The organism is Arthrobacter sp. Y3225209, from assembly GCF_059090685.1.
On sequence record NZ_JBNHFW010000016.1, the window covers coordinates 46,170 to 70,499 of the forward strand.

Sequence of the window (24,330 nt, forward strand, 5' to 3'; positions counted from 1 at the left end):
GCGGACTTAAACGAAAACGGCCGCCGTTGCCTTCCGCATCTGCGGAAGGCAACGGCGGCCTATCTGTGGGTCCTACCGGGATCGAACCGATGACATCCACGGTGTAAACGTGGCGCTCTACCAGCTGAGCTAAAGACCCTCATCGTGCTGCCGTACCGCCCGCATAATCCGGACCGGCCCTGCATCACGAGGAACTACATTACCCCAGGGAAGCGCCCCGTACCTAATCGGCACTATCCGGGGTACCGGCTGCGGCTTCTGCGGCGGAAGCCGGAAGGTCCGGCAGATGCCTGACGAGCCAGGTCAGCGCCGTACTGACTCCCATGTCGATCTTCAGGGTTGCCAGCGGATCCCCGCGGGTGGCGCCCCGGTTAATAATGACCACCGGCTTGCCCGCCTTGACCGCATAGCGGACAAACCGGAGTCCGCTCATGACGGTCAGTGAGGACCCGGCAACCAGCAGTGCGCCGGCTGCGTCCACCATGGCAAACGCCCTGGCCACGCGGTCCTTGGGTACGTTCTCTCCGAAATAGACAAAATCCGGCTTGAGCATGCCTCCGCAGACCGGACAGTCGGCCACGACAAAATCGTCTGTGTCAGCGATCTCGGCATCGGCATCCGGGGCAATCTCCCCGCCCTCGCGTACGCGGTCCAGGTATCCCGGATTCAGGTCCTGGAGCAGGTGCGCAACCTCTTCGCGGGAAAAGCCGGTGCGGCAGTCCAGGCAGATCACCCGGTCGTAGCGCCCGTGCAGGTCAATGATGTTGATACTGCCCGCATCGCTGTGCAAACGGTCGACATTCTGGGTAATCACGCCGGAGAGAAGTCCCCGGCGCTCCAGGGCGGCCACCGCTTCATGTCCGGGATTGGGCTCGGCATGACGCAGATGATGCCAGCCAACATGGTTGCGTGCCCAGTACCGCCGCCGAAGGTCGGCATCGCCAACGAACTGCTGGTAGGTCATGGGATTCCGGGGCGGGGCATCCGGCCCGCGGTAATCCGGTATCCCTGAATCGGTGCTCAGGCCCGCACCCGTGAGGAGGGCGATCCGGCGGCCGCCGAGAAGCCCTGCAGCCCGGCGGAGGAGCCGCACCTCGTCCTCAGTGGGTTCGGGGACCTGTTCCAGTGCGCCGCCGCTGGCGAAGCCTGTCAGGCCGAGCCCCGGACGCTGCCCGGTTTCACTCATAGTTCCTCCAAGGCCGAACGGTACTGCTCCAGCGGACGCGGCAGGCCGGGGTCCGAGCGGATAGAGCCGCGCAGGACCCCGGCGCCGTCGATAAGGAAACTTGCGCGGGCGGACTGCCCCTGCCGGTCGTCAAAAACACCGTAGGCCCGTGAGGTGTGGCCGTGGGGCCAAAAATCCGACAACAGGTCGAAAGTGAACCCTTCGTGGTCTGCCCAGGCCCGCAAGGTGTATTTGGAATCACACGACACTGCCAGCAGGCGCACCCCCGCGTCGGTGAACATTGCCCGTTCGCGCTCCAGTTCCGCGAGCTCTCCCCGGCATACCGGAGAGAAGGCGAAGGGAAAAAAGACAAGGGCAACACCGGACCCGCGCAGGCCTGACAGTCGGACTGCTTCACCGAACTGGTTCGGCAGGCAGAAGTCGGGTACCGCAGTACCCGCCGCCGGCAGGTCTGCGAACAGCGTCACTTCTTGCGTCGGCTGACCAGTCGGGTGGCTGTCCAGTCATCGCATACGCCCGGCGATGTGGTGACGTGCAGTCCCGCGGTGGGGGCTGCTTCCTCAATGTCCGCCGGGGGCACGTACCCGTCCCGGCCGGATTTGGGCGTCAGGACCCAGACAACACCGCCGTCGTCGAGCGTGGTCAGGGAATCGACCAGTGCATCCACGAGATCACCGTCATCGGCCCGCCACCAGAGGATGACCCCGTCTACTACGTCGTGGTCTTCTTCGGTGAGCAGTTCACCTCCGATGAGGTCCTCAAGGTCGTCGCGGAAGTCAAAGTCCACGTCGTCGTCGTAGCCGAATTCCTGAACCAGGTCCCCGTCCTTGAAACCCAATCTGCTCGCCACGTTATCCTCGGTGACGGCCTCGGCCTCGCTCACTTCACTCCTCCTGGTTGACTGCATAAATACAAGGGAATCACACATTTGCCCGATCCGCGCGGTCCCGGACCCAACGAAACACCTTTAACCGGCAGGCATCAAGGCCCCGCGGCTTGTCCGCCTTTAGCGATGCCTCCGGGTGCAGGCTACGCAACAGAGCCAACCCGGGACTACAGTGGAGGAAAAGCAGATTTGGGCGCCCTGGCGCGCATCCGTGCGCAAGCGAAGATCCGGCGGACACCGGCTGGATCCCACTGAAGAATCTGGCAGACACAATCTGTACTTAAGAGAGGTTGGCCGTGGCCGCAGAAGACACAACGGACATCCTGAGCGGGTTAACCAACCAGCTTCCGGACCGTGATCCTGAGGAAACCGCAGAATGGATCGAGTCGCTTGACGAACTCATCCGCTCGCAGGGCACCGAACGCGCGCAGTACATTATGCGTTCGCTGCTGCAGCGTGCCGGTTCCCAGAGCGTGGGCGTCCCGATGGTAACCACCACGGACTACGTCAATACGATCCCCGTGGACCAGGAACCCGAGTTCCCCGGCGACGAGGAAATTGAACGGCGTTACCGCGCCTGGCTGCGTTGGAACGCGGCCATCATGGTGCACCGGGCGCAGCGCCCGGGAATCGGCGTCGGCGGGCACATTTCGACTTACGCCGGTGCCGCGACCCTGTACGAAGTGGGCATGAACCACTTCTTCCGGGGCAAGGACCACCCGGGCGGCGGAGACCAGATTTATTTCCAGGGTCACGCCTCCCCCGGTATGTACGCCCGCGCCTTCCTCGAGGGCCGGCTCAGCGAAGAGGACATGGACGGCTTCCGCCAGGAGAAATCCCGCGAAGGCCACGCCCTGTCCTCCTATCCGCACCCGCGCAGCATGCCTGATTTCTGGGAGTTCCCCACCGTGTCCATGGGCATCGGGCCCATGAACGCGATCTACCAGGCGCAGTCCAACCGCTACCTGGAAAACCGCGGCATCAAGGACACCTCGGACCAGCATGTCTGGGCCTTCCTGGGCGACGGCGAAATGGACGAGCCCGAATCGCGCGGCCTGCTCCAGCTGGCCGCCAACGACAAGCTCGACAACCTGACGTTTGTGGTCAACTGCAACCTGCAGCGCCTCGACGGTCCCGTCCGCGGCAACGGCAAGATCATGCAGGAACTGGAAGCCTTCTTCCGCGGCGCCGGCTGGAACGTCATCAAGGTTGTCTGGGGCCGCGAGTGGGATGACCTGCTGCAGCGGGACAAGGACGGCTCGCTGGTGGACATCATGAATGCCACCCCCGATGGCGACTACCAGACCTACAAGGCCGAGTCCGGCGGGTTTGTGCGCGAACACTTCTTCGGCAAGAGCCCGGAGACCAAGGAACTCGTAGCCAACCTGACCGACGAGGAGATCTGGAACCTCAAGCGTGGCGGGCACGACTACCGCAAGGTGTACGCCGCCTACAAGGCCGCCATGGAATTCAAGGGTGCCCCCACGGTCATCCTGGCGCACACGGTCAAGGGCTACGGCCTGGGTACGCACTTCGAGGGACGCAACGCGACCCACCAGATGAAGAAGCTGACCCTGGATGACCTCAAGGCCTTCCGCGACCACCTGCGCATCCCGATCAGCGACGAGCAGCTCGAAGCCGATCCGTACCAGCCGCCGTACTACAACCCGGGTGCAGACGCTCCGGAGATCAAGTACATGCTGGAGCGCCGCCGCGAGCTCGGCGGCAACGTGCCCGAGCGCCGGGTTCAGCACGAACCGGTACACCTGCCGGACGAGAAGGCCTACGAAGTAGCCAACCGGGGCTCCGGCAAGCAGCTGGCAGCCACCACCATGGCCTTTGTCCGCCTCCTCAAGGACCTGATGCGGGACAAGGAATTCGGCAAGCGGATTGTGCCGATCATCCCCGACGAGGCCCGGACCTTCGGCATGGACTCCTTCTTCCCGACGGCGAAGATCTACAACCCCAAGGGCCAGAACTACCTGTCCGTGGACCGGGACCTCGTCCTGGCCTACAAGGAGTCCCCGCAGGGCCAGATTGTTCACGTAGGCATCAACGAGGCCGGCTCCATTGCAGCGTTCACGGCCGCGGGCACCTCCTACGCCACGCACGGTGAGCCGCTGATCCCGGTCTACGTGTTCTACTCGATGTTCGGGTTCCAGCGCACGGCTGACTACATCTGGGCGGCCACCGACCAGATGGCACGCGGCTTCCTGATCTCGGCCACGGCCGGTCGCACCACGCTGACCGGTGAAGGCCTGCAGCATGCCGACGGCCATTCGCCGATCCTGGCCTCCACCAACCCCGCGGTGAAGACCTACGATCCGGCGTACGGTTACGAGATCGGGCACATTGTGCGCCACGGGCTGGAGGAGATGTACGGACCGGATTCGAAGGATCCGAACGTCATCTACAACCTGATGGTCTACAACGAGCCCATCCAGCAGCCCAAGGCCCCCGAGGACCTTGACGTTGAAGGCATCATCAAGGGCATCTACCTGCTCGCCCCGGCGAAGATCGACGGGCCGCGCACGCAGCTGCTGGCCTCCGGCGTAGCCGTGCCGTGGGCACTGGAGGCGCAGAAGCTGCTCGCCGAGGACTGGGGTGTTTCGGCCGATGTCTGGTCCGTGACGTCCTGGAACGAGCTTCGCCGCGACGGCCTGGCCGCCGAGGAGGAAGCGTTCCTGAACCCGGGTTCGGAACCGCGCGTGCCGTTCGTGACCCAGCAGCTGGCCGGGGCCACCGGTCCCATCGTGGCGTCCACGGACTACATGAAGGCCGTGCCGGACCAGATCCGCCAGTTCCTGCCGAACGAGTTCGCCAGCCTCGGTGCTGATGACTTCGGTTTCGCTGACACCCGTGCCGCAGCACGCCGGTACTTCAAGATCGACAGCCACTCGATGGTGGTGCGGGCACTTGAGATGCTTGCCCGCCGCGGCGAGGTCGACGCCAATGCCCCCAAGGAGGCCATTGAGAAGTACCGCCTGCTGGACGTCAACGCCGGTACCAGCGGTAACGCCGGGGGCGACGCCTAACCGGCACCTGCTTCGCAGCTACGGACGCCGGTGTTGGTACCGAACAGGTCCGTGACACCGGCTCCAAACAGGGGAACCGCCGCACACGCGGCGGTTCCTCTGCGTTTAAGCCGTGATCCCCTGCGTCGCCGCCCTCGCCTGGCAACTAGCGAACTTGTAGCCTTCGCACAAAATGGCCGATCATCGGCGCAGGCCGTAAGCTCGCCTGTATGCCAGTGAGTTCCAGTAAGCCAGCCGCCTCCGCACAGCGGCCGGCGGCAGACGCCACCACGGTGGACCGCCTCAAAGCCAATATCGGCAGGTTGTCCACTGCCACGTTGCAGCAGCTTGATATTTCGCTGCCCTGGTATCGGGGCCTGCGCCCGGACGAGCGGTCAGCACTGGGCATGGTGGCGCAAAAAGGCATCGCCTCCTTCGTCAACTGGTACCAGCGCCCGGCCTCGCCGGCCTGGGTGCTGAGCGATGTCTTCGGCACTGCGCCCACGGAACTGACCCGCTCCATCAGCCTGCAGAAGGCCCTGCAGCTGATCCGGGTGGTGGTCCAGGTGGTGGAGGACCGCGTGCCGGAGCTCGCTGCCAACGAAGTGCAGGCCTCGCTCCGTGAAGCAGTGTTGCGCTATTCCCGGGAAGTCGCTTTTGCCGCTGCCGACGTTTACGCCCGTGCGGCTGAAACCCGCGGTGCCTGGGACACCCGCCTGGAGGCACTGGTGGTGGACGCGATCCTGCGGGGCGAGAGTTCGGATGCCCTGCGCTCCCGGATCGCCGCGGTGGGGTGGACCTCGACGGCGCCGGTAACCGTAATGGTGGGCGGCTCCCCTGCCGAAGCCAACGCCTCCTTCGTCAACGAACTGCGCCGTGCCACGGGGCGGCTGGCCGAGGACACCCTGGTGGGCATCCAAGGTGAACGGCTGATCCTGGTGCTGGGCGGCCTGGAGGACAAATCCTTCTCCTACACCCGGCTGTCCGAACTGTTCGGTCCGGGACCGGTGGTCTACGGACCACCCGCAGCATCGCTCGTGGAAGCCGGGCCCTCCGCGCAGGCAGCCTTTGCCGGACTTACGGCTGCGCGTGCCTGGCCCGCGGCTCCGCGTCCCGTTGCTGCCGACGATCTCTGGCCCGAACGGGTGATGTCCGGCGACGACACGGCACGCCAGGCACTGGTGGAAAGCATCTACCGGCCCCTTCTGGGCGCATCCAACGGACTTGCCGAAACACTCGGCGCCTACCTTTCACTTGGCCACTCCCTCGAGGCCACCGCCCGCGAACTCTTTGTCCATGCCAACACCGTGCGGTACCGGCTCCGGCGCGTCTGCGACGTCACCGGATGGGATCCGATGCTGCCGCGCGAGGCCTTCGTGCTGCAGACCGCCCTGGTTGTCGGGCGCCTGGCGCCGGCGGGCAAAGCGGCACCGGAAAAGCCTCCGGCACGCCTCTAAACCCTGCCCGGAGCCCTACCGAGGCTTGTAGACTTCCTACAAGCCCGCCCCGGGAGCTTGGTTTACCCAAACACCCGATCCCGCCCCCTATGTTTGGAAAGCTGTATACGTGCTTGCAATTGTCTGCCCCGGCCAGGGGTCCCAAACGCCAGGATTCCTCGCACCGTGGCTGGAACTGCCCGGCGTAAGGGATCACCTCACCGCGCTCAGCGACGTCGTCGGGCTGGACCTGATTGCCCACGGCACCGTTTCCGATGAGGAAACCATCAAGGACACCGCCGTGGCGCAGCCGCTTATCGTGGCGGCCGGACTAATGGCGGGCCGGCTGCTGCTGGACCCTTCTGCCCTCACCTCGGCCACCGTCCTTGCCGGGCACTCCGTCGGTGAGATCACCGCATCCGCCATTGCCGGAGCCCTGCCGGAAAAGGATGCCCTGGTGTTCGTCAGGGAGCGGGCCAATGCCATGGCCCGGGCCGCGGCCGTGGAACCCACCGGCATGAGCGCCGTCCTGGGCGGCGACCCGGATGATGTTGCTGCCGCGCTCGAAGCAGCGGGCCTCACCGCGGCCAACGCCAACGGCGGCGGCCAGGTGGTAGCGGCCGGAACCCACAACCAGCTCGAAGTGCTCACCGCTGCCCCGCCGGCCAAGGCCAGGGTCATCCCGCTGAAGGTCGCCGGCGCCTTCCACACATCACACATGGCCCCCGCAGTGACTGTCCTTGAAGCCCTGCGTCCGTCCCTGTCCCCCCAAGACCCCCTGCCGACCCTGCTCTCGAACCGCGACGGTGCCGCCGTGGTCTCCGGTGAAGCAAACCTCGACAGCCTGATAGCCCAGGTATCCCGGCCCGTACGCTGGGACCTTTGCATGGAAAACATGGTTGCCATGGGCGTAACCGGCATCCTGGAACTGCCGCCGGCCGGAACCCTTACAGGACTGGCCCGCCGCGGCATGAAGGGTGTGCCGACCCTGGCCCTGAAATCCCCCGAAGACCTACCAGCTGCCCGTGAGTTCATCCTTGAACACTCAGGCACGGCAGCTACAACCGGAGAAGGTAACGCGTGAGCACGCCCACCCTGAAGCAGTCCCCCGTCAACGAGTTCAGCCGCATTCACGGCATCGGCGCGTTCCGCCCCGACGTCATTGTCAGCAACGACGATGTGTGCCAGTGGATTGAATCCTCCGACGAATGGATCCGCCAGCGCACCGGCATCATCACCCGGCACCGCGCCGACAAGGGCACGTCGGTGATCGACATGGCCGAAGCAGCCGGCCGCGAAGCCCTGGAAAACGCCGGTATTGACGGCTCACAGCTGGGCGCCGTCATTGTTTCCACCGTGACCCACCCCTACGCCACCCCCTCCGCCGCCACGCAGATCACCGAACGGCTCGGAGCCACCCCCGCCCCGGCCTACGACGTCTCGGCCGCCTGCGCCGGATACTGCTACGGCATTGCCCAGGCAGACGCTCTGGTGCGCTCCGGCGCCGCCAACTACGTACTGGTCATCGGTGTCGAAAAGCTCTCTGACATCATCGACAACACCGAGCGCACCATTTCGTTCCTGCTGGGCGACGGCGCCGGCGCCGTCGTCGTTGGCCCCTCAGACACACCCGGCATCGCGCCCTCAGTCTGGGGATCCGACGGCAGTAAGTCCGGGGCGATCGGCATGACCCACTCCATGCTGGACGTCCGCGAACTCTCACTTGCCGCAGAGTCCGAGGGCGGCGTCAGCGCCGCGGAGCTGCGCGAAACCAAGCTCTGGCCCACCCTGCGCCAGGACGGCCAGACCGTCTTCCGCTGGGCAGTCTGGGAAATGGCCAAGGCAGCCCAGCAGGCTCTTGATGCCGCCGGCATTACCGCCGAGGACCTGTCCGCGTTTGTACCCCACCAGGCGAACATGCGCATCATCGACGAAATGGCCAAGCAGCTCAAGCTGCCCGAGTCGGTCGTCATCGCCCGCGACATCGCCGACGCCGGAAACACCTCCGCAGCGTCCATCCCGCTGGCCACCTACCGGCTGCTGAAGGAACACCCTGAACTGAGCGGCAAGCTTTCGCTGCAGATCGGTTTTGGTGCCGGCCTCGTGTTCGGTGCCCAGGTAGTGGTCCTCCCCTAGCTGCACCATCCGCCGTTGCTGCCCCGGCAGGAACGGCCCCACTAACCACACCGCTTCGGCGGCTGGAAACCCGGACCGGTCACATACCGGCACAACAAGAAAAGGAGCCAACATGGCTAGCAACGAAGAAATCCTGGCCGGCCTCGCCGAGATCGTCAACGAAGAGACCGGCCTGGCCCCCGAGGCCGTCGAGCTGGATAAGTCCTTCACCGATGACCTGGACATCGACTCCATTTCCATGATGACCATCGTGGTCAACGCTGAAGAGAAGTTCGGCGTGCGCATCCCTGACGAAGAGGTCAAGAACCTGAAGACCGTCGGCGACGCCGTGGACTTCATCTCCAACGCCCAGGCCTAACCTCCGGCGGCCGCTGCCACGCGGCGGCCGCCCGGCACCGCCGGTACCCCGGCACCCCAACAGCAACTGTTTCAAGAGAGTGAATCATGGCCCGCAAAGTAGTCATCACAGGCCTTGGCGCGACCACGCCCATCGGCGGGGACGTCCCCACGATGTGGAAGAACGCACTGCAGGGCGTCTCCGGCGCCCGGACGCTGGAAGACGAATGGGTGGAGAAATACTCCCTGCCCGTCACCTTCGCCGCGCGGGTCACCACTCCCGCCACTGAGGTCCTCTCCCGGGTTGAAGCCAAGCGCATGGACCCGTCCACCCAGTTCGCCGTCGTCGCCGCCCGCGAGGCGTGGGCCGACTCGGGACTGGAGGACGTAGACCAGGACCGGCTCGCCGTCACCTTCGCCACCGGCATCGGCGGTGTCTGGACCCTGCTCGATGCGTGGGACACCCTGCGTGAGAAGGGTCCGCGGCGTGTGCTGCCCATGACCGTTCCCATGCTGATGCCCAACGGTCCCGCCGCAGCCGTCTCCCTGGATCTGGGCGCCCGTGCCGGCGCACATACTGCCGTTTCCGCCTGTGCCTCCGGCACCGAGGCCCTGCACCAGGGCCTGGAACTGATCCGCTCAGGCAAGGCCGACATTGTCGTCGCCGGCGGTGCCGAGGCCTGCATCCACCCGATGCCGATGGCTTCCTTCGCCTCCATGCAGGCGCTGTCCAAACGCAACGATGATCCGCAGCATGCCTCGCGGCCTTATGACCGGGACCGTGACGGCTTTGTCATGGGCGAAGGCGCCGGCGCCCTGGTGCTGGAGAGCGAAGAGCACGCCATCGCCCGCGGTGCGCGCATCTACGCCGAACTGGCCGGCACCGCGGTGACCGCGGATGCCTACCACATCACCGCACCGGATCCGGAAGGGCTGGGCGCCACCCGGGCCCTGAAGGCCGCACTCTTCGATGCCCGCGCCCAGGCCGAGGACGTAGTCCACGTCAATGCGCACGCCACGTCCACCCCGGTGGGCGACAAGCCCGAGTACACCGCTCTGAAGGCGGCCCTCGGCAGCGCCCTGGACGGCGTGGCGGTCTCCGCAACCAAGTCCCAGATGGGCCACCTGCTGGGTGCCTCGGGTGCCGTGGAAGCGGTCCTGACCGCACTGGCCGTGTACGAGCGCCAGGCCCCGGTCACGATCAACCTGGACAACCAGGACCCGGAAATCCCGCTGGACGTGGTGACTGCCGAACGCAAACTGCGCGACGGTGACATTGTTGCGCTGAGCAATTCCTTCGGCTTCGGCGGCCACAATGCCGTAGCAGTGCTCCGCAACCACTGATAAGGGCGTGCCGGTTACTGACCGGCAGACAGAAACAAAAGGAACAGGCATCCGCTTCCCTCACCGGGAAGCGGATGCCTGTTCCTTTTGCTATGGAAGGTCTACGGGCGACGGAACGCCCGGTCCGTCAGGTTCGTCAGGTTCGTTAGCCGACCTGGTGCAGCCAGCGCACCGGAGCGCCGTCGGCAGCATGACGGAACGGCTCCAGTTCCTCGTCCCAGGCTTCGCCGAGGGCCAGGGAGAGCTCGTGGTAGACCGCCGAGGGGTCTCCGGCACCGTTCTCGTAGGCGTAGCGGATGCGGTCCTCGGAAACCATGATGTTGCCGTGGACATCGGTGGCGGCGTGGAAGATCCCCAGTTCGGGGGTGTGTGCCCAGCGGCTTCCGTCGGCGCCCGGACTCTGGTCCTCGGTCACTTCATAGCGGAGGTGCGCCCAGCCGCGCAGGGCGGAAGCCAGGAGGGAGCCGGTCCCCTGCGGCCCGGACCATGCGATCTCGGCGCGGACCATTCCGGGCGCGGCGGGCTGAGGGGTCCACTGTAGATCCGTTCGCTTTTCAACGACGGATCCAATGGCCCACTCAATATGAGGGCACAACGCGGAAGGGGCAGAGTGCACAAAGAGTACTCCGCGCGCCATCACAACAGACATTCCATCCTCCATAGCTGTAGGTACGTCTTCCCCAACGACCTGCTGCATGGACGAATAACCGGTCCGCGTGCCCGCTGTCCATCATTGTGCCGCATGTTATCGGAATGCGCCAATGAGCCGCACGTACCGCAAGTGTCCTATGGGTCCTAGGCCCGCGGATGTGCCTGGCTGTAGCTTTGCCGCAGCCGGTCCACGGAGACATGCGTGTACAGCTGTGTGGTTGCCAGCGAGGAATGGCCCAGGATTTCCTGCACTGCGCGCAGGTCCGCGCCACCGTCCAGGAGATGTGTGGCCGCCGAGTGGCGCAGTGCATGCGGACCCGTGGCGGAGGTGTCCGGCAGGGCCGCCAGCAGTTCGGCGACGACGCCGCGGACCTGCCGCTGGTCCACCCGGCGTCCGCGCTTCCCGAGGAACAAGGCCGGACCGCTTTCGGGAACGGCCAGTGCCGGGCGCCCCCGGCGCAGCCAATCGTCCACGGCAAGGGCAGCCGGCAGACCGTAGGGCACCGTGCGCTCCTTGTTGCCTTTGCCCAGGACCCGCAGTGTCCTGCGATCGGGTTCCAGGTCATCGATGTCCAGGCCGGACAGCTCTCCCACCCGGACTCCGGTGGCGTAGAGCAGTTCCACCATGGCCCGGTCCCTGAGGGCAACAGGCTCCCCTTCGGCAGCCGCTGCCTGCATGGTCTTGAACAGGTCCTCCAGCTGGCCGCTCCGCAGCACACCGGGAAGGGTTTTTTCCTTCTTTGGCGCCCGAAGCCGCAACGCAGGATTCTCGCTGATCAGTTCTTCGCGCAGCGCCCAGTTGGCAAAGCTGCGGGCCGTGGCTGCCCGCCGGGCCAGGGTGGAACGTGCCTGGCCGCTGCTGCTCAGTTCCCCCAGCCATCCACGCAGAACACTCAGGTCCAAATCCTTGAGCGCAACAATCCCTGACCCCAGCGCGAAGTCCAGAAGCTGGGTGACGTCCGATTCATAGGCCCGGACCGTGTGTTCGGACCGCCCCCGTTCCGACGTCAGGTACCGGCAGAAGCCCTCAAGCGCTGACCGGAATTCTGCCGGCCACGGCACGGTGTCTGCGGTTCCCTTGGTTCTCACCCCTTTACTGTTCTCTTATTGCCCCCTTCCTTCAAGCAGGCACGCGGTCCTGAGGGGAAGTCCTATGCAGGCACTTTGTCCGTGTGACTGCAGGATCGTCGGAGTGCCTCGGTGCCGGGTGACTGTTCGAGCTCCAGAAGATACTGTTTCGCTTCCAGCCCGCCGGAATATCCCGTCAGTGCTCCCCGGGAACCGACAACTCTGTGCGTCGGTACAACGATGTTGAGCGGATTACGGGACAACGCCGCCCCTACGCTGCGCGCCTTGGCTGCATCTCCCAAGCCCAGTGCCAGCGATTTATAAGTGGCGGTTGAGCCGTAGGTAATGCTTCCCACCCGCTCCCAGACGCTGCGCTGGAAGTCAGTGCCCCTGGGAGCAACGCGCACTGTGAAGCAGCATCGCCTGCCGTCGAAGTACTCCGCCAGTTGCCGCTCCACGTCTTCAAAGCCCTGCTCAGCTGCCAGGCCGTAGGGTGTACCCGCTCCGGTCAGTTCAGTCGGCGGGCCCAGCCTCAACGCGGAGAGGACACCGTCGGTCGCGACGAGGCTAAGCACCCCGACGGGCGAAGTAATGATCTTGTGAGTAATCATGATGGGTTCTTCCTTTTTTGGTTGGGACGGGTCGGACAACAAGGATGGGACGGGCTGAATCCCTAGCGTTTACCGCGGCGCCACCCGTCGGGTCCGGCACGGATTGCGAGGCCTTCCAGTTCCAGCCTGGCCAGCCCTGCACGCACTCCCGCCACCGGCAGCCCGGCTACCGAGGCGAGTTTGTCTATGGAGGTGTCGCTGCGGACGGGAAGGGCGTCCAGAAGGAGGAGATCTTCGACTGCCAAACCATCGTGGTCTGATCTCTTCTCCCGGGCCCGTCCGGCCGACCCGGGCCCGGACTGCGATGCGGATTCCACAGCTTGGGCCACCTCGGGTACTTCCTGCGTCAGCGGCCCCGCCAGCTCGGCGACTTCCTGGGCATCAGTTACGCAGACGGCGCTGCCGTCACGCAGCAACCGGTGGCAGCCGGCGGAGTTGGCTGAGTAGACCGATCCGGGAACCGCCCCGACCTCCCGTCCCAATCCTGCCGCGTGATGTGCGGTGTTCAGCGCCCCGGAACGCCACCGCGCCTCGACCACCACCGTCACTGCACTCAGTGCGGCGATGATGCGGTTTCGCTGCAGGAACCTCCACCGTGTCGGTGCTGACCCGGGCGGTACCTCTGACAGCAGCAGCCCGCGTTCCGCAATTGCACGGAGCAGGTCTTCGTTGCCCGCCGGATAGAACCGGTCCGCGCCGCAGGCCATTACCGCGATGGTAGATATTCCGGAGCCGGTTCCCTCCGGAATAGGTGAGGCGAGCGCAGCACGGTGTGCCTGTGCATCAATGCCGTAGGCGCCTCCTGAGACAACGGTGTATCCCCGGCCGGCCAAACCCGCTGAGAGATCCCCTGTGATGGACAGGCCGTAGCCGGTGGCGTCCCGGGATCCGACAAGAGCCACCGTACGTTTCATATCGGGAAGCCCGCCCGCCAGCTGTCCCCGGGCCCACAGGCACAGCGGCATCCCGAGCTCCAGATGGGACAGCGCCTCAGGCCACCGCGGGTCCTCCGGGATGAGCAGCTCACCACCCAGCCGCCTGATGGTTTCCAGATCTCTGTCAGGAGCCAGATCAGCAACCCGCGGACGCCAGCGTTTCAGCCCCTCTGCGAGGGCGTATCCCTTTCCAGCCACGCCCACTGAGGTCAGGATGCCGGCGGTTTTGTGTATGAGCGCTGAGGAAACCTGCCGTCCCCCGGTGGCTATTTGCAGCGCCTGCTCCGGTCCTGCTGCAGACACCAGGGCAAGACCCACCATGTCCGAAGGTTCGAACAACCTGGACAGTGCGGCACGGGCACGGAGAAGGTCCTCACTCATGCCGCAGCCCCCTGGGTCCGGAAGCCCAATGCCTGACCGACGTCGTCGGCGTCCGGGGTGCCATGGCCGGCGAGGTCGGCGATGGTCCAGGCGACGCGGAGTACACGGTCATAGCCGCGCGCCGTCAGCAGCTGCCGCTCCATGGCCCGGTCCAGGGCGGCGGTAGCTTTGGGCCGGGGACGCAGCGCGTCCCGGAGCAGCCCGCCGGGAACCTCGGCGTTCGTTTCGCAGTTCAACGGCCTCAGCCGTTCCTTTTGGAGGTGCCTGGCACTGTGTACCCGCTCCGCAACAGTTGAGGTTGCTTCCGGCGCCTCAGTGGAAAAGTAGTCCCCCAGTGCAACCCTCCGCACGCTGAGCTGTAGGTCTACGCGGTCGAGCAGCGGACCGGAGAGACGGCTAAAGTACCGTCGCCGCTGCTGCGGGGTGCAGGTACATTCGATGCCTTTCCCCGTCGCCAAACCACACGGGCAGGGATTCGCTGCCAGTATCAGCTGGAAACGGGCAGGGTATACGGCAGTGCCGGCGGCCCTGTGCAGCACGAGCTGCCCGCTTTCCAACGGCTGGCGCAATCCGTCCAATACCCGTCGCTCGTATTCAGGTGCCTCATCCAGGAAAAGCACACCCCTGTGGGCCCGGGACGCTGCGCCGGGGCGGGGAATGCCCGAACCGCCTCCAATCACTGCAGCAGTGGACGCCGTGTGATGCGGGCTTTGGAACGGCGGCCGGCGCAGCAACTCACGGCACGGGCGTCCCTGCCAGGCCAGTGAATGAATTGCGGTCACTTCCATCGCCTGATCATCGGGCAGGTCCGGGAGGATACCGGGCAGCCGCTCGGCCAGCATGGTTTTCCCCGCTCCCGGGGGTCCGGTCATCAGAAGATGGTGAGCGCCGGCGGCCGCAACCTCGATGGCGAACCGTGCCTCCTGTTGTCCGGACACATCGGAAAGATCCGGTACCGCTGGCCCTCCCGGGTCCTCTTCCGCTTCGGCGCCGGCCCCGCCGGCGACCGGAGCGGGGAATGCCAGCAGTTCCGGATCAGCTCCCAGACCGGCAGCGACCTGCGCCAGGGAGGAGCAGCCCCGCACCCGGGCGGAGGGCACCAGTGCCGCTTCCGCTGCGTTCTCCTCGGCCACAACGAAATCCGTATACCCGGCGGCTACCGCCGCCATCACGGCCGGAAGGACGCCGCGGATCGGCCGCAATCTGCTGTCGAGTCCCAGTTCTGCAAGAAAAACGCACCTTCCGGGGCTGCGGAGCGCGCCGCCGGCGCACAGTGCGGCCACGGCTATGGCCAGATCGAAACCTGATCCGTGTTTTGGGACGTCCGCGGGCATAAGGTTCACCGTGATACGGCGCCTGCTCAACGGCAATCCGGCGTTCTTCGCTGCAGACTTCACCCGGTCGCGCGACTCGTTCAGCGACGCGTCCGGCAGGCCGAGCAGAATAAACGAAGGGAGGGACTGGCCGATGTCCGCCTCGACTTCCACCATCCTGCCCTGGAGACCCACGAGTCCCACGCCATAGGTGCGGCCCAGACTCATGACGCCACCGCTGCAGGGCTGACCGTACTACCGTGTATTCGGCGTTCCTGTGCATTCATGGCACCACCCTGCCCGGGGCTGCGGTGTCAGGGGATTCCTCTGCCGGTCGCTGTGCACAAGCGGTTATGCCTGAGGGAGAAGCTCAGCGGTGTGGAGGAAAGGTGTCAGGGCTGGAGGAACGCCGCACACTCCGGTGATACGTTTCGATCATCTCGACCACGGTGGTACTGCGGTGGTTGAAGAGCATCGGGGACCAGCTCAGGTCCCAGCCGGTGGTACTGCGGGTCCACTCCATGATCGCCACAGGATCCTGCCGGGGTACGGACCGGAGTGCTTTCTGACCCGGATGCCTGCCGGCCTGCAGGGCAAACCCTGCTGCCCTGCCTACCCTGGCGGCACCGCGCATGAGGCGTTGCTCCTGCGGACTCATCGTTTCCACGAGCTGTTTCTGGGATTTCACCCGGATACCGATGATCTTCGCTCCGTATGGACCGCCCGGTGTCCGGCCCACGCCGACGGCGTCGAGGTTAGCCCATGGGATAAACCCGGCAGACTGCACCCTGATCCCGGCCGGAGTAAGGGTCAGCACAGCGGGTTCCCTCAGCTTTTTCCAAACAAAGAAGGCCCCGCCGGCGCCAAAAAAGACGCATCCAATGGCGCCGACCACTACGGTGCGGTGAAGCGGTTGCCCGCCGTGTCACTGTCCAGGAAGCTAGATCGCTCCATCCTTTGCCGGTGCCGTGCAGCTGCGCGTCCCGGGCTCGCGGGAATCAGGAAATCCCCCTCAGGTGCTCGAGCACGGGCGAACCGGTGCCGTCATCCAGCACTGCCACCGCGTCGATCCTTCGATGCGCATAATATCTGTTATGCGCCCGCACCCACGCTGCACCCAGATGGTGCAGGCGTGCCAGTTTTGCGGGGCTGATGGCTTCAAAGGGGTGGCCGAAGTTCAGGGACGAGCGCGTCTTGACCTCCACTATCACCAGGGTTGCTCCGTCCACCGCCACCAGATCTATCTCCCCGTCCGGGCAGCGCCAGTTCCGGTCAATCACACACAGCCCTGACTCAGTCAGATACTGTGCCGCAAGTTCTTCGCCGCGGCTGCCGAGTATATCTTTGGCTCTCATGTCATCACGCTTGCGGCTAACGACCCGGCCAGCACGCGTGGAGCCCGGGCATGTGGAGAGCACCGGGTGCGCGACACTTCAAGGGGTCCTGTGGAGGCACCGCGAACCGCTTACGCGGGGAACCAGCCGTCACCGTTCGGGGAACGGCGCCAATACTGCCGTGGTTCGCCGGTTTCGCGTACCACGTCGGTAAGCCAGATGGTCCGGCCCGGGTCCCAGCCTGCAATCACGGATCCGGTCCTCTCGTCCACGGCCAGTGCCCTCCCTGCGCAGCTGAGATACCCCGGCACCGTCAAGTGGACGGCGTCCCACTCCCCTGCCACGAGTTCCCAGTCCGGAATAACCCAGCGGCCCTCACGTCCGGTGGTGCGCAGCCAGACCCAGCGCCGGGAAGCGGACACTTCCAGCGGGAACCGGCGGCACAGCAGAACCCAGTCCTCCTCGCTGCGGATTTCAAACGTCCTGCCTGCCCCGTCGACCGGAATAGTGGTCGCGCGCTCCCAACCCGGATAGTCCTCCACCAGGTTCAGCCCCGCCGGAATACGGCCGACTGTGCCGGTGAGGCCAAGCGGAATGGACCACCAGTCCCCCGTCCATTCCGGCCCGCGCCGACTTTCCCGCCACGTCAGCTCATCGGCACGTATGGCGCGGCCCCACTTGGCCAGGGTCTTTTCCGGGTCCCTGCCCAGCGGTGCCGGATCATCCGGTCCCCGCCAGTCGATGGCCCACTGCCGCTGCATCCGCGAATCCGCCCGAAGCACCTCCATGACCACCGCCCGTTCTGCGACGCGCTGCAGAGCCCGGCGGATAGCCGGTATGGCAGCAAGCACATCCTCCCCGTCAGGTTCCTGCCAGTATCGGGCGCTCATCACGGACCGTTGCAGTGCATCGAGGATAAGGTCCTCGGTCAGGTCCGGTACGTCCATGGAGCCAAGCAGAGCTGCGAGTGCCTCCGCTGACGCTGCCGGGCGGGAACCGGCGTCCTTCGACAGATCGCCGAACATCACCACGGAAGTGCCCCGGCCGGGGTCGAGTTCGTAGCCCAGCTGGAACACTGCGTTCCGGACATCGGGATCCAGTTCCGCCGCCACCTCCAGACACAGGCGGCGGCCCCGCGGTCCGGCGAGCAACACATCGGCATTGAAAGTCATGCCCCATCCTCACACGGGCCGATTCATCAGCACACGGGCCCGGGCCACATCGTCCAGGCATCAACAGCCGAGAGATTAGCCCTCCAGCGAGCCGGGCAACAGCGTTATTTCCGCCAAAACTACTTGCTTTTATCTGAAAGCTACTCGGTTTCGAGTATCTTGCGCTGATCTTGCGGGCTCCCTGTGTTAATCCCCGAATACTGCGAAAGGCGCGTCACGCTGTGGCCGCAAAAGCGCCGACTTCCCAACCACGAGAAGGAAACCATGCACATCCGCAAGACGCACCGAACCGCTTTCGTAACGGGGATAGCAGTGCTCGCCGGCTTATCTGTGGCCACCGGAGCCCCCGCACTGGCTACCGGAACGGGGCAGCCGAATGAACATCCCACCGCTGGCACATCGACGCCGGCCCAGGACCCGTCACCGGGTACGCCGTTTCAGGAAACGGGTATCTACCTGTACGAAAAGAAAGATAAGGACCAGCCCGCCGCCTGGGAGAATTCGGGACCGCAGACCCTCCTGGACACACAGGTGGGGCATCGCTGGTTTACCGACATCACGGCTCTCCTTCCCGCGGATGTCTGCGGGGACGGGTGGGCGGTGCAGCAGGACCAGCTGGAGTCGCCGGGAGCCATTGCATGGCCGGACACGATCACATACCCCGAGGGGTTCCCGGGCAACGTGACACTGGTGGAGGCCAAGCACCAGGAGCTCGCGGACGTGGCCCTGGTACCGGCCTGCGGGCCAACCGAGCAGCCCTCACCGTCGCCGTCGCCTCCCTCCGACAAGCCCAGCGAGCCGAGCAAGCCCGGCGAGCCCGGCGAGCCGCCAACCGGGACGCCCACGCCGACAGGCTCTGCCACCCCGACGCCGACCGGCACTGCGCCCGCCCCCAAGGGCACGGCTACCCCGACACCGACCGGGTCGCCGACAACCAACCCGGCCGCACCTCCTGCCACGAAAACCCCCGCAGGCGCCAGCACCCCGGATCCCGGAACAACTGAACCCGGATCCTCAGGTCCCGGATCATCCGGCCCTGCAGGGACCGACACATCGGCAACCGACCCGGCACTGGCCGCCACGGGTGCGGACGGACTGTTCCCGGCACTGGCAGGAGCCGGGATCCTGGGTCTCGGCACGGCCGTTGTGCTCCTGACCCGCCGCCGCGGCAACCACAGCTAGCCCGCTGGCCGGTATCAGCCGGCGCCTCACGGTGTACCCCGGCCTGCTCAGCGCCCGGGGTACACCACAGGCATGGGAATCAGCGTCACACGCCCCAGCTCCAGGCCCGGCGGCGGCCCGGTATAACCTCTGACCAATGTGATGTGCGGCCGGAGGGTTCGGGCAAACATAAAGTTCGGGTCACCGGCCATGAACGACGCCGTACCCGCAATTCCGCAGGCGGCCAGGAATCCCTCCAGCTCTTCCAACAGCCCTGCATGCAGCGCGGATAGCTCCGGAGTGGGCGCATACTCCACCGCGAGGGTGCGTCCGTGGGCACCGAACCCGGCGGTCCGCACCGGCCGCAAATGGAACGCTGCAGCGGGCAGGAGCGACTCTGTCCGCTCGATATAACCTTCCAGCAGCCCGGCATAATCCGGCAGCGAGATACCCGTGGCAGCACTGATGACCCGGTACACATCCAGCACTTTGCCGAAGTGGATGAGCGTCAGGTGCAGTTGCCGCGACGGGACCTGACGGACGCCGCGCGGCGCCGCGGCGACGACCGCCTGTTGGAGGGCCAGCAAATGGGCCAGCGACCCGCCGTCGGGCCGCATTTGGGCATACAGCCGCCGGTTCGCGCCGAAACCTGTACCGGATCCAGGCATGCCGGCAGTATGCCCCCGGGCTAGAGTTCGTCCGCCTTTGGCAGCGTGAGGTCGTCGTTGCGGGTCAGTTCCTCGACGTTGACGTCCTTGAAGGTAATCACGCGCACGCTTTTGACGAAGCGGGCGGAACGGTAGACATCCCAGACCCAGGCGTCCTGCAGGGTGAGGTCGAAGTAGATCTCACCGTCGGCGGAACGGGCCTGGAGGTCAACATGGTTGGCCAGGTAGAACCGGCGCTCGGTTTCCACCACGTAGCTGAACAGGCCTACAACGTCCCGGTACTCCCGGTAGAGCTGAAGCTCCATGTCCGTTTCATAGTTCTCGAGATCTTCGGCGCTCATGGTCCTATCATCCCCCCAACTGGGCTTAGGTCGTTCCCGGATTCCAACGCGCCTGGCCGTTCCCTGGAGCCAAGGCGCCAGGACATCCGGTGCAGCGGCGTCGGTCCGTGGACATCTATGGCCGCACGATGCGAGCCGGTGGCGTAGCCCTTGTTGATCTCCCACGAGTAGTGCGGGTGGGCAGCGGCAAACTCTACCATCATGGCGTCGCGCTCCACTTTCGCCAGAACACTGGCGGCGGCCACGCTCAGGCACTGCATGTCCGCCTTGATCCGGGTATGCACCTCGGCCGTACAGCCACCGTCGTCCGCCCCGGAAGCATCCGCGCCGTCGAGCTCGTCGAAGAGACTTCCCTGGCGCTCCGGGGAGAGCCAGTTGAAGTTGCCGTCCAGGAGCACGACGTCGGGGCGCAGGGTCAGGCACACCTGGTCCCAGGCGCGTGTCCCGGCCAGGCGCAGTGCAGCGGTGAGTCCGTGAAGATCGATTTCGGCGGCACTGGCGTGGCCGACGCCCCAGGCTAGGGCCCATTTCTTGATTTTGGGGACCAGTGCATTCCGGTCAGCGACGGACAACAGTTTGCTGTCCCGCACGCCTTTGAGCGAACGCACCGTGGCCAGGTCCACGGCCACCAACCCTACGGAGACCGGCCCGGCAAGTGCTCCGCGGCCCACTTCGTCGCAGCCGGCGAGGATGCGGTGCCCGCGGGCGGCGAAGGTGCGTTCATAGCGCAGGGTCGGCGCCTTGGACGCGGCCGGGCGCGCAGCAGTCCGCGCTGCTGCCGGGCTGGTCGCCGGGACGGTTTCCGTGCTCATTGACCACTGTTTTCGGTCGGGGCGGGTATGTCCTTGAAAACTTCTTCGTAACTGCTGACGCCGCCGATGCGGTTCAGCGGCCAGGCAGTCACAACGGCTTTGCCTTCAATGTCGTCCACGTCGACGAAGCCGCCGCCTTCGCCGTTCTGGTGTTCCCGCGAATCGGCAGAGGCGTTGCGGTGATCCCCCATCACCCAAACCTTTCCTTCCGGCACCACTACGTCAAAGGGGATGTCCGAAGGGGTTGCCCCGGGGTACAGGTAGGGCTCGTCCAGCGGTTCGCCGTTGACCGTGATCCTGCCATCGGCATCGCAGCAGACAACGTGGTCCCCTTCGGTGCCGATGACGCGTTTGACCAGGTGCTGCTGTGATTCATCGGGCAGCAGTCCCACAAAGGTGAGGGCATCACGGACCGGGTTCGATTCCTTGGCGACGGGCTCGGGCAGCCAGCCCTTGGTGTCCTTGAACACCACAACATCGCCGCGGTTCAGGTCGATCGGTTCCGGGACCAGAAGGTTCACGAAAATCCGGTCGTTGATCTCGAGCGTCTCCTCCATGGACCCTGACGGGATGTAAAAGGCCCGGAAAAGGAAGGTCTTGATAAGGAAGGACAGCAGCAGGGCGATGACCACAATCGTGAGGACTTCGCGCAACCAGGCTCCGAGGCCGCGCTTCCTGTCCTTGGGCGCCTTATGTGCTGCGTGATCCCGCTGTTCCCCGGAGCCGGGTGTCCCGTCCTGGGACTGGTCCGGATTCTGCGACATTGCGTTTCCTCTTATTTCTCCGTGTTCCACTCGGCTCCTAAGGATAGCCGTCAATATTGGTACTGCGTTCGAGCGGCCAGAGAATCTTCCGGGCTTCGCCGATCACCCTCTCCGTGGAGATCAGGCCGCCGCCCGGGGCTCCCAGCAGGGACCGTGAATCAGCGGACTCGGACCGGTGGTCGCCCATCAGCCACAGCCGCCCCTCCGGTACCGTTACGTCGAACCCGTGGTCGCTGGCTGCATCTCCCTCATAAACGTACGGTTCATCCAGCGGAGTTCCGTTAACCGTGATTCTTGGATCGTCGTCGGTGCAGCAGCTGACCCGGTCCCCGGCAACTCCGATGACGCGTTTCACATAGACCGTGTCGCTGCCGGCCAGTCCGAGCCAGCGTCCTACGGTGACCGCAGCGTCGGCCAGGGCCGGGCGACCGCTGTGCAAGGGGGCCAGGGAGCCGCGGCCGTCAAAAACCACCACGTCGCCGCGGCGGATCTCCTCCGAGGAGTACGCAGTACGCGACACCAGCACCCGGTCTCCGGGTTCCAGCAGTGGCTGCATGGAGTTGGAGGGAATGTAGAAGACGTCGAAGAAGAAAGCCCGGACGACGGCGGCGAGGATCACTGCGGCGGCGAGAGCACATAGCACAAAACGCCAGCCCACAAACCGGGGCCGGCGTTTCGTGTGCTTCGCGGAGGGTTCCCCGGAGGCGGATGCTGCAGACAAGTAAGTTACTTGGCGGGACGGAAGTCGCGCTTTTCCTTGATCTTGGCTGCCTTGCCGCGCAGATCGCGCATGTAGTACAGCTTGGCGCGACGCACGTCACCCTTGGAGACAACCTCGATCTTGTCGATGACCGGGGAGTGTACCGGGAAGGTACGCTCAACGCCGACACCGAAGGAGACCTTGCGGACCGTGAAGGTCGCGCGGAGGCCATCACCCTGGCGCTTGAGCACGAAGCCCTGGAAGACCTGAACACGGGTGTTCTTGCCTTCGATGATGTTTACGTGAACCTTGACGGTGTCACCGGCGCGGAACTCGGGGATGTCCGTACGCAGGGAAGCTGCGTCAACAGAATCTAGGATGTGCATTGTTTATCACTCCTGGTGAACGCCACAGGTCATCCACTTTGGTAACGGCAGCAAGAATGCGGCCCGGACGGGCGGCACGGATGCTGTCGAAGTTAGAAAGACCGGCTGGACCCGAGGATGGGTTGCCGGTGTGTCATGGCTGTTGGCCGCGCTCCCCCTGTGGCAGGTACGGGCCCAGATGACACAGTGTCTTATTTTGCCACATCGGCATCCCCGGCACCAATCACCGGTACCGGGTTCAGGCTCCGCGGCTGATCCTGCCGTCACGGACCTCGTAGCCGAGCGAAGCCAGCGTGGCACGGTCGGCTTTATCCAGGCTCGCGGCGTCGAACTTTTCGATCAGGTCGGGACGCCGCGCAGCGGTGCGCCGCAGCTGCTCATCCCGGCGGAAACGGGCAATCTTCGCGTGGTTGCCGCTGAGTAGAACCTCGGGCACCGGACGCTCGCGCCAGGCGGAGGGCTTGGTGTAGACGGGGTATTCGAGCAGTCCGTCGGAATGGGATTCCTCCACCAGGGATTCCGGATTGCCTACGACGCCGGGCACGAGGCGGCCCACGGCCTCCACCATCGCCAGCACGGCCACTTCCCCGCCGTTGAGCACATAGTCACCCAGGCTGACCGGCCGGACGTCGAAACGCTCGCCGGCCCATTCCAGGACCCGCTCGTCGATGCCTTCGTAACGTCCGCAGGCGAAGACCAGGTGCTTTTCCTCGGCCAGCTGGTAGGCCATGGCCTGCGTGAAAACGGCTCCGGCGGGTGAGGGAACAATCAGCACGGGACGGTTTTCGCCCTCACCGGCCACGGCCTCAAGTGCCTGTGCCCACGGCTCGGGCTTCATCACCATGCCGGCGCCGCCACCGTACGGGGTATCATCCACGGTCCGGTGACGGTCGGTGGTGAAGTCGCGCAGATCGTGCACGGCCAGATCCAGCAGTCCGTCCTGACGGGCCTTGCCGATCAGGGACAGCTCCAGGGCCGCCAGATACTCGGGGAAAATGCTGACAACGTCGATGCGCACTTACTGTCCGGCTTCCTTCGGATCGGCCTTCTTCTCTTCAGGCTTCTTCTCTTCGGAGGTGTTCAGCTCGAAGAGCCCCTCCGGCGGCGTCAGCAGCACGTATCCGCCATCCACGTTGACCTCGGGAACGATTGCCTCGACAAACGGCACGAGGATTTCCTCTCCACCGGTGCCCTCGACCACCAGCAGGTCCTGTACCGTCAGGGTGCGCAGCCCGCTGACCGTGCCGACGACGTCGTTCCCCACGCGCGCCTGCAGGCCCACCAGCTCGTGTTCATACCAGCCCTCGTCGTCACCGTCCTCATCTACCGTTTCGGTGTCAATGAACAGCTTCGCTCCGCGGAGCTCCTCGGCACCGTTACGGTCCGCGACCTCCTCGAACCCGAGCAGCAGGATGTCCTTGTTCCAGCGTGCGCTGAGGACGGTCAGCGGCCCTTTGGAGGCCGGTTCCACCGTGAGTTCGGTGCCCGGGACAAAGCGGTCCCCGGGGGCGTCGGTCAGGACCTGGACGGTCACTTCGCCGCGAATGCCGTGCGGCTTACCGATACGTGCCACCTGCAACTGCATGGTTTCTCCTCTGTCAGGGATAGGGTGCCGGCGGGAGCCCGCCTCACAAAAAATCCGGCCCCTGCACCATTATCTGGTGTCGGGGCCGGATCCTGTGTACTGCTTTTACT

26 protein-coding genes and 1 tRNA gene are annotated in these 24,330 nt (G+C 65.3%); 7 read left to right on the forward strand and 20 right to left on the reverse strand.

Features of this window, described 5'->3' with window-relative positions; genetic code table 11:
- Positions 1–66: 66 nt before the first annotated feature.
- The 4 genes from AC5RVB_RS10390 to AC5RVB_RS10405 form a co-directional block, all read right to left on the reverse strand.
- Positions 67–139: transfer RNA gene (locus tag AC5RVB_RS10390), tRNA-Val, on the reverse strand.
- An 84-nt stretch (positions 140–223) separates the two neighbouring features.
- Entirely contained in the window at positions 224–1,186 is a 963-nt protein-coding gene (locus tag AC5RVB_RS10395; protein WP_494142639.1) for an NAD-dependent protein deacetylase, read from the reverse strand.
- Positions 1,183–1,653 carry a peroxiredoxin gene (locus AC5RVB_RS10400; protein ID WP_494142640.1) on the reverse strand — a complete coding sequence of 157 codons (471 nt, stop codon included), beginning with the start codon at positions 1,651–1,653 and terminating at the stop codon, positions 1,183–1,185. Before AC5RVB_RS10400 ends, AC5RVB_RS10395 begins: the two co-directional genes overlap by 4 nt.
- Complete coding sequence (locus AC5RVB_RS10405) at positions 1,650–2,069, reverse strand: DUF3052 domain-containing protein (protein ID WP_227901506.1); 420 nt, start codon at positions 2,067–2,069, stop codon at positions 1,650–1,652. Before AC5RVB_RS10405 ends, AC5RVB_RS10400 begins: the two co-directional genes overlap by 4 nt.
- 293 nt (positions 2,070–2,362) lie before the next feature.
- Between AC5RVB_RS10405 and aceE the strand changes: the two genes are divergently transcribed.
- The 6 genes from aceE (at position 2,363) to fabF (ending at position 10,338) form a co-directional block, all read left to right on the forward strand.
- Positions 2,363–5,107: a pyruvate dehydrogenase (acetyl-transferring), homodimeric type gene (gene aceE, locus AC5RVB_RS10410; RefSeq protein WP_231709656.1), complete on the forward strand. Its 2,745-nt coding sequence runs from the start codon at positions 2,363–2,365 to the stop codon at positions 5,105–5,107.
- A 209-nt stretch (positions 5,108–5,316) separates the two neighbouring features.
- Positions 5,317–6,543, forward strand: a complete 1,227-nt coding sequence (locus tag AC5RVB_RS10415; protein WP_227901504.1) for a PucR family transcriptional regulator — start codon at positions 5,317–5,319, stop codon at positions 6,541–6,543.
- A gap of 109 nt (positions 6,544–6,652) precedes the next feature.
- Positions 6,653–7,606 (forward strand): ACP S-malonyltransferase, encoded by a 954-nt coding sequence (locus AC5RVB_RS10420; protein WP_227901503.1) that lies wholly within the window; start codon positions 6,653–6,655, stop codon positions 7,604–7,606.
- Positions 7,603–8,658, forward strand: a complete 1,056-nt coding sequence (locus tag AC5RVB_RS10425; protein WP_290244910.1) for a beta-ketoacyl-ACP synthase III — start codon at positions 7,603–7,605, stop codon at positions 8,656–8,658. Before AC5RVB_RS10420 ends, AC5RVB_RS10425 begins: the two co-directional genes overlap by 4 nt.
- 112 nt (positions 8,659–8,770) lie before the next feature.
- On the forward strand, positions 8,771–9,016 hold the full coding sequence (locus AC5RVB_RS10430) for an acyl carrier protein (protein WP_055240832.1): 246 nt from the start codon (positions 8,771–8,773) through the stop codon (positions 9,014–9,016).
- Positions 9,017–9,102: 86 nt separating this feature from the next.
- Positions 9,103–10,338, forward strand: coding sequence for a beta-ketoacyl-ACP synthase II (fabF, locus tag AC5RVB_RS10435; protein WP_494142641.1), 1,236 nt, complete (start codon positions 9,103–9,105; stop codon positions 10,336–10,338).
- Between the two features lie 145 nt (positions 10,339–10,483).
- On the opposite strand, the gene AC5RVB_RS10440 is transcribed toward fabF, so the two are convergent.
- The 8 genes from AC5RVB_RS10440 to AC5RVB_RS10475 form a co-directional block, all read right to left on the reverse strand.
- Positions 10,484–10,987: a DUF3145 domain-containing protein gene (locus AC5RVB_RS10440; protein WP_227901500.1), complete on the reverse strand. Its 504-nt coding sequence runs from the start codon at positions 10,985–10,987 to the stop codon at positions 10,484–10,486.
- Positions 10,988–11,133: 146 nt separating this feature from the next.
- Positions 11,134–12,078: a tyrosine recombinase XerC gene (locus AC5RVB_RS10445; protein ID WP_494142642.1), complete on the reverse strand. Its 945-nt coding sequence runs from the start codon at positions 12,076–12,078 to the stop codon at positions 11,134–11,136.
- A 62-nt stretch (positions 12,079–12,140) separates the two neighbouring features.
- On the reverse strand, positions 12,141–12,668 hold the full coding sequence (locus AC5RVB_RS10450) for a methylated-DNA--[protein]-cysteine S-methyltransferase (RefSeq protein WP_494142643.1): 528 nt from the start codon (positions 12,666–12,668) through the stop codon (positions 12,141–12,143).
- A 62-nt stretch (positions 12,669–12,730) separates the two neighbouring features.
- Positions 12,731–13,984, reverse strand: a complete 1,254-nt coding sequence (dprA, locus tag AC5RVB_RS10455; protein ID WP_494142644.1) for a DNA-processing protein DprA — start codon at positions 13,982–13,984, stop codon at positions 12,731–12,733.
- The gene (locus AC5RVB_RS10460) at positions 13,981–15,525 is read right to left on the reverse strand and encodes a YifB family Mg chelatase-like AAA ATPase (protein ID WP_494142645.1); all 1,545 of its coding nucleotides are present in this window, start codon (positions 15,523–15,525) and stop codon (positions 13,981–13,983) included. The genes dprA and AC5RVB_RS10460 overlap by 4 nt, the downstream gene beginning before the upstream one ends.
- A gap of 142 nt (positions 15,526–15,667) precedes the next feature.
- The gene (locus AC5RVB_RS10465) at positions 15,668–16,192 is read right to left on the reverse strand and encodes a hypothetical protein (RefSeq protein ID WP_494142646.1); all 525 of its coding nucleotides are present in this window, start codon (positions 16,190–16,192) and stop codon (positions 15,668–15,670) included.
- Positions 16,193–16,295: 103 nt separating this feature from the next.
- Positions 16,296–16,652, reverse strand: a complete 357-nt coding sequence (locus AC5RVB_RS10470; protein ID WP_290244905.1) for a YraN family protein — start codon at positions 16,650–16,652, stop codon at positions 16,296–16,298.
- 110 nt (positions 16,653–16,762) lie between these two features.
- On the reverse strand, positions 16,763–17,803 hold the full coding sequence (locus AC5RVB_RS10475) for a hypothetical protein (protein ID WP_494142647.1): 1,041 nt from the start codon (positions 17,801–17,803) through the stop codon (positions 16,763–16,765).
- Between the two features lie 264 nt (positions 17,804–18,067).
- Between AC5RVB_RS10475 and AC5RVB_RS10480 the strand changes: the two genes are divergently transcribed.
- A complete protein-coding gene (locus tag AC5RVB_RS10480) occupies positions 18,068–18,985 on the forward strand; it encodes a hypothetical protein (protein WP_494142648.1) in 918 nt (305 codons plus the stop codon).
- Between the two features lie 47 nt (positions 18,986–19,032).
- On the opposite strand, the gene AC5RVB_RS10485 is transcribed toward AC5RVB_RS10480, so the two are convergent.
- The 8 genes from AC5RVB_RS10485 to rimM form a co-directional block, all read right to left on the reverse strand.
- Positions 19,033–19,632: a 2'-5' RNA ligase family protein gene (locus AC5RVB_RS10485; RefSeq protein ID WP_494142649.1), complete on the reverse strand. Its 600-nt coding sequence runs from the start codon at positions 19,630–19,632 to the stop codon at positions 19,033–19,035.
- Positions 19,633–19,652: 20 nt separating this feature from the next.
- Positions 19,653–19,973 carry a DUF2469 domain-containing protein gene (locus AC5RVB_RS10490; protein ID WP_227901490.1) on the reverse strand — a complete coding sequence of 107 codons (321 nt, stop codon included), beginning with the start codon at positions 19,971–19,973 and terminating at the stop codon, positions 19,653–19,655.
- Positions 19,970–20,785, reverse strand: a complete 816-nt coding sequence (gene rnhB, locus AC5RVB_RS10495; RefSeq protein ID WP_494142650.1) for a ribonuclease HII — start codon at positions 20,783–20,785, stop codon at positions 19,970–19,972. The genes AC5RVB_RS10490 and rnhB overlap by 4 nt, the downstream gene beginning before the upstream one ends.
- On the reverse strand, positions 20,782–21,549 hold the full coding sequence (gene lepB, locus AC5RVB_RS10500; protein WP_494142651.1) for a signal peptidase I: 768 nt from the start codon (positions 21,547–21,549) through the stop codon (positions 20,782–20,784). The genes rnhB and lepB (AC5RVB_RS10500) overlap by 4 nt, the downstream gene beginning before the upstream one ends.
- A gap of 37 nt (positions 21,550–21,586) precedes the next feature.
- Positions 21,587–22,270, reverse strand: a complete 684-nt coding sequence (gene lepB / locus AC5RVB_RS10505) for a signal peptidase I (protein WP_494142652.1) — start codon at positions 22,268–22,270, stop codon at positions 21,587–21,589.
- Positions 22,271–22,275: 5 nt separating this feature from the next.
- Positions 22,276–22,635: a 50S ribosomal protein L19 gene (gene rplS / locus AC5RVB_RS10510; RefSeq protein WP_227901486.1), complete on the reverse strand. Its 360-nt coding sequence runs from the start codon at positions 22,633–22,635 to the stop codon at positions 22,276–22,278.
- 238 nt (positions 22,636–22,873) lie between these two features.
- Entirely contained in the window at positions 22,874–23,653 is a 780-nt protein-coding gene (trmD, locus tag AC5RVB_RS10515) for a tRNA (guanosine(37)-N1)-methyltransferase TrmD (protein ID WP_494142653.1), read from the reverse strand.
- Positions 23,654–24,220, reverse strand: coding sequence for a ribosome maturation factor RimM (gene rimM / locus AC5RVB_RS10520; RefSeq protein WP_494142654.1), 567 nt, complete (start codon positions 24,218–24,220; stop codon positions 23,654–23,656).
- Between the last annotated feature and the right edge of the window lie 110 nt (positions 24,221–24,330).

Coding starts and splice junctions, on each gene's coding strand:
- AC5RVB_RS10395 (WP_494142639.1), bottom strand. CDS start 1,186: ATGAGTGAAACCGGGCAGCGTCCGGGGCTCGGCCTGACAGGCTTCGCC.
- AC5RVB_RS10415 (WP_227901504.1), top strand. CDS start 5,317: ATGCCAGTGAGTTCCAGTAAGCCAGCCGCCTCCGCACAGCGGCCGGCG.
- AC5RVB_RS10430 (WP_055240832.1), top strand. CDS start 8,771: ATGGCTAGCAACGAAGAAATCCTGGCCGGCCTCGCCGAGATCGTCAAC.
- fabF (WP_494142641.1), top strand. CDS start 9,103: ATGGCCCGCAAAGTAGTCATCACAGGCCTTGGCGCGACCACGCCCATC.
- AC5RVB_RS10440 (WP_227901500.1), bottom strand. CDS start 10,987: ATGTCTGTTGTGATGGCGCGCGGAGTACTCTTTGTGCACTCTGCCCCT.
- AC5RVB_RS10450 (WP_494142643.1), bottom strand. CDS start 12,668: ATGATTACTCACAAGATCATTACTTCGCCCGTCGGGGTGCTTAGCCTC.
- dprA (WP_494142644.1), bottom strand. CDS start 13,984: ATGAGTGAGGACCTTCTCCGTGCCCGTGCCGCACTGTCCAGGTTGTTC.
- AC5RVB_RS10460 (WP_494142645.1), bottom strand. CDS start 15,525: ATGAGTCTGGGCCGCACCTATGGCGTGGGACTCGTGGGTCTCCAGGGC.
- AC5RVB_RS10470 (WP_290244905.1), bottom strand. CDS start 16,652: ATGAGAGCCAAAGATATACTCGGCAGCCGCGGCGAAGAACTTGCGGCA.
- AC5RVB_RS10475 (WP_494142647.1), bottom strand. CDS start 17,803: ATGACTTTCAATGCCGATGTGTTGCTCGCCGGACCGCGGGGCCGCCGC.
- AC5RVB_RS10480 (WP_494142648.1), top strand. CDS start 18,068: ATGCACATCCGCAAGACGCACCGAACCGCTTTCGTAACGGGGATAGCA.
- AC5RVB_RS10485 (WP_494142649.1), bottom strand. CDS start 19,632: ATGCCTGGATCCGGTACAGGTTTCGGCGCGAACCGGCGGCTGTATGCC.
- AC5RVB_RS10490 (WP_227901490.1), bottom strand. CDS start 19,973: ATGAGCGCCGAAGATCTCGAGAACTATGAAACGGACATGGAGCTTCAG.
- rnhB (WP_494142650.1), bottom strand. CDS start 20,785: ATGAGCACGGAAACCGTCCCGGCGACCAGCCCGGCAGCAGCGCGGACT.
- lepB (WP_494142651.1), bottom strand. CDS start 21,549: ATGTCGCAGAATCCGGACCAGTCCCAGGACGGGACACCCGGCTCCGGG.
- rplS (WP_227901486.1), bottom strand. CDS start 22,635: ATGCACATCCTAGATTCTGTTGACGCAGCTTCCCTGCGTACGGACATC.
- rimM (WP_494142654.1), bottom strand. CDS start 24,220: ATGCAGTTGCAGGTGGCACGTATCGGTAAGCCGCACGGCATTCGCGGC.